The organism is Frankia sp. AgB1.9 (genome assembly GCF_016786355.1).
Lineage (GTDB): Bacteria > Actinomycetota > Actinomycetes > Frankiales > Frankiaceae > Pseudofrankia.
The window spans coordinates 3,889-8,132 of record NZ_JADWYX010000217.1; the positions used below are offsets into that span (position 1 = coordinate 3,889).

Here is a 4,244-nt window from a genome sequence, read left to right on the forward strand (position 1 = left end):
CCGGCCCTTGGGTACGCCCCCCCGGGGCCGGGGGGGGGGGGGGGGGGGGGGGGGCCCCCCCCCCCCCCCCGGTCGCGTGCGCCGTCCATGGCTCGTCCTGCGGCGCGCTCTCGGGACGGGCATAGACACTGACGGGTGAACCGTCGGCGTCCGGGGGACCGACGATGATCTGCAGCCGGATGGCGGTACCGGACGGGACCGCGAGCGGGGCCCGCAATGTCAGCTCCGCCAGCTGGTCGAGACCGGTCGCGGCGCCGGCGCGCAGTGCCAGCTCCACGAAGGCCGTGCCGGGTACCAGGACCGTGCCGTCGAAGACGTGGTCCGCGAGCCACGGGTGGGTGGCGACGGAGATCCGGCCGGTGAACACCGTCCCCCGATCGTCGCCGAGGTCGACCTGGGCACCAAGCATCGGATGCTCCGCGTCAGCGAGCCCAAGTCCGCGGGTGTCGCCCGCGGCCGGGCCGCCCATCAGCCAGAACCGCTGCCGCTCGAAGGCGTAGGTGGGTAGCTCGATCTGTTCGCCGGTGGTCGGCCAGTGAACGGGGAGGCCGTGCACGTGGGCTTGCGCCGCGGAGCGGAGGAATCGGTCGAGGCCACCGTCATCGCGGCGCAGCGTGCCGAGGGCCAGCGCGTCGTCGAGTGTCTCCTCGATGGCGGCAGTGAGTACCGGATGGGGGCTGACCTCGAGGAAGGCGGTGTGCTCCGCGGCGCGCAGCGCCCGTATGCCGTCGGCGAAGCGGACGGTGTTTCGCAGGTTGCGGTACCAGTAGTCGGCGGAGAGCTGCCTGGTGTCGAGAAATGAGGCCGTCAGCGTCGACAGGAACGGCATGGCCGAGGTCTGGGGCCGCACTGGCGCGAGCAGGTCGTGGAGCTCGTCCCGCAGGGCTTCGATGCCGGGATGGTGGGAGGCGTAGTCGACCGGCAGGATCCGGGCCCGGGTGTTCTCGTTCTGGCAGTGCGCGACCAGTTTGGCCAGCTGTTCGGCGGGACCCGACACGACTGTGGCCGACGGGCCGTTGACCGCGGCGATCGCGAGCCCCGCTCCGAGACCGGCGATCCGTTCCTCGACGGCGTCGACGGGAAGCGCCAAAGACGCCATGCCGCCCTGCCCGGCCAGCGACCGCAGCGCCCGGGCTCGCAGCGCCACCACCCGGGCGGAATCCTCGAGGCTGAGCGCACCGGCAACGGTGGCGGCGGCGATCTCACCCTGGGAATGACCGATGACGGCGACCGGCCGCACACCGTAGGCGTTCCACAGCGCGGCCAACGAGACCATCACGCCCCACAGCGCGGGCTGCACGACATCGACGGCGTCAAGCGCCTCGGCCGACTGGTCACGCAGGACGTCGGTCAGCGACCAGCCGACATGGGGAGCGAGCGCGGCCGCGCAGGCCTCGACCTGTTCCGCGAACACCGGCGACGCGGCGAGCAGCGAACCAGCCATGCCCGCCCACTGCGAACCCTGACCAGGAAAGACGAACACGGCCCCGTCGACCGCACGGGAGGTGCCCAGGGCCACCCGGGACGCGCGGGGCAGGACGGGGTCTGCCGAGACCTCGTCCAACCCAGCCAGAAGCTCGTCTCGAGAACTCGCCACCACCACGGCACGCTGGTCGAAGGTGGTTCGGGTGGTCGCCAGGGAGTGCGCGAGGTCGCCGAGGCGGAGTTCGGGATGGGTGTCGAGGTGGCGACGCAGCGCGCCGGCCTGACCAGCGAGCGCGGTCGCCGATCTGGCTGACAGCGCCACCGGCACGGAACGGGGACCGGCGGGTGTGGATGCCTCGGGTACGGGCATCGCGGTCCCGGACGGTGGCGCGCCCGCCGCGAGGTCGTCGTCGGTCGTCGGCCTGGGGGGCTCCTCCAGAATCACATGGGCGTTGGTGCCGCTCACCCCGAACGAGGAAACCGCGGCCCGGCGCGGACCGGCGGACTGCCAGACGGCCCGCTCGGTCAGCAGCTCGACGCCGCCGGACGACCAGTCGACCTTGCCGCTCGGGGCGTCGACATGCAGGGTCCGTGGCAGCGTGCCGTGACGCATCGCCATGAGCATCTTGATGATTCCGGCGGTCCCGGCGGCGGCCTGGGTGTGGCCGATGTTCGACTTGATCGATCCGAGGCGCAGCGGGCGGCCGGCCGGGCGGTCCCGGCCGTAGGTAGCGAGCAGCGCCTGTGCCTCGATCGGGTCACCCAGCGGCGTGCCGGTGCCATGCGCCTCCACGGCGTCGACGTCGACCGGAGTCAGCCGAGCGTCGCGCAGCGCCTCCTGGATGACGCGGCGCTGCGCCGGGCCGTTCGGCGCGGTGAGGCCGTTGCTCGCACCGTCCTGGTTCACCGCGGTCCCGCGCACCACGCCCAGCACCGGATGGCCGTTGCGACGCGCGTCGGACAGTCGTTCCAGCAGCAGCATCCCCGCGCCCTCGGACCACCCGACCCCGTCGGCCGCGTCGGCGAACGACTTGCAGCGTCCGTCGCGGGCCAGGCCCCGCTGTCGGCTGAACTCCACGAAGCTGGTCGGCGTCGCCATCACCGTCACGCCACCGGCGAGCGCCAGCGCGCATTCGCCCGCCCGCAGCGAGCGCACCGCCAGGTGCACCGCCACCAGCGAGGACGAACACGCCGTGTCCACGGTCAGGGCCGGCCCCTCGAAGCCGAAGGTGTACGCGATTCGGCCCGAGGCGACGCTGCCCGTCGTCCCCGTGGACAGATATCCCTCCAGGTCCTCGGGAACGCTCGCCAGGCCTGACCCGTAGTCGTGGTACATCACACCGGCGAACACGCCGGTGCGGCTGCCGGCCAGCTCCCGCGGCACGATGCCGGCGCGTTCGATCGCCTCCCAGGACGTCTGGAGCAGCAGCCGCTGCTGTGGATCCGTCGCCAGGGCCTCGCGCGGACTGATCCCGAAGAAGACGGGGTCGAACTCGTCCGCGTCATGCAGGAACCCACCCTCGCGGCTGTAGGAGGTGCCGGGATGGTCCGGGTCGGGGTCGTAGAGGCGTTCGAGGTCCCAGCCCCGGTTCACCGGGAACCCGGAGACGGTGTCGACCTCGTCGTCCACCACCCGCCACAGGTCGTCCGGAGAGCGCACCCCACCCGGGTAGCGGCAGGCCATGCCGACGACCGCGACGGGCTCGCCGGCGGCCGCCACGAGGGTCGCGTTCTCTCTGCGCAGCCGATCGTTGTCGACGAGCGAGGCACGTAGCGCCTCGACGACCTTGTCCTGTGGTGCGTTCATGATGTCCTCCGCGAGGGGGCGGCGGGTCGGGGCCGCGGGGCAGGGCCGGACAGTCCCAAGGGCGGGGCAGGCGGGTGGAGTGTGAGGTTCGCGGTGGGGGCGCTGCTCCTGGAACCGGGTCCTGGAACTCGGGGCAGGCCGCGGTGGGCCGTGGGCCGGCCGGCCGAATCCGGGCAGGCGACGGTCAGCGCCTCGGGCGGAGCGCGGCGGACAGAAGCGAACGGGAGTCAGTGGTCATTCAGGTGCGATCCGCGCTGCCGAGTCCCAGTGCCCGCTCAACCAGATCGTCGACCTCCATCACGGCGATCACCTCGGCGGCACTCTCCGCCGCGGCGGCCCGGCCGTCCCGCCCGGACGTGTCCGCCGCCGTCAGCCCCGCGGAGCCGGACAGGCTCATCAGGGCCTCCAGCACGCCCAGCTCACGGAACCGCTCCATTGGGACGGAGGCGAGTACCCGGCGCAGGCCTTCCTCGTCGACCGGCCCGACGTCCCCAGCTGCCGGCGACAGCTCCTCCCAGAGATGGCGGGCTAGCGCCGCGGCGGTCGGATAGTCGAAGGTGATCGTCGAGGACAGCCGAAGGCCCGCGACATCACTCAGCCGGTTACGCAGCTCGACCGCGGCGAGCGAGTCGAAGCCCAGCGACCGGAACGCCGTCTGCGCATCGACCGCGGACGCGTCCGGGTGACCCAGCACCACCGCCGCCTCGGTGCGCACCACGTCCAGGAGCGCGGCCTCCTGCTCCTCGGCGGTCAGTCCGACGAGCCGGTCGGGAAGCGGTACCGGCCGCGCGCGCCGGGCCGCCCGGGCGCGGGGAACGAAGACGGGCGCCAGAGCGCGCAGAATCGCCGGCGGATCACCAGCCGTCCCGGCTGTGCTCAGGGCGGCCGGGACGAGCAGCGGCTTCCCCGTCACGCGTAGTGCCTGGTCGAGGAGGGCGAGACCCTCCTCGACGGAGAACGGGATCACCCCGGACCGGGCGAGGCGTGCGTGGTCGGTGGTGGTGAGGGTGTG

General features: G+C 72.9%; 2 protein-coding genes. Both read right to left on the reverse strand.

Going from position 1 to position 4,244, the window contains the following annotated elements; all coding sequences use genetic code 11:
- Positions 1-3,232: type I polyketide synthase (locus I6A60_RS40120; RefSeq protein ID WP_203055872.1), on the reverse strand; the 3,232-nt coding region annotated here is incomplete at its 3' end.
- A 238-nt stretch (positions 3,233-3,470) separates the two neighbouring features.
- Positions 3,471-4,244: acyl carrier protein (locus I6A60_RS40125; RefSeq protein ID WP_238437235.1), on the reverse strand; the 774-nt coding region annotated here is incomplete at its 5' end.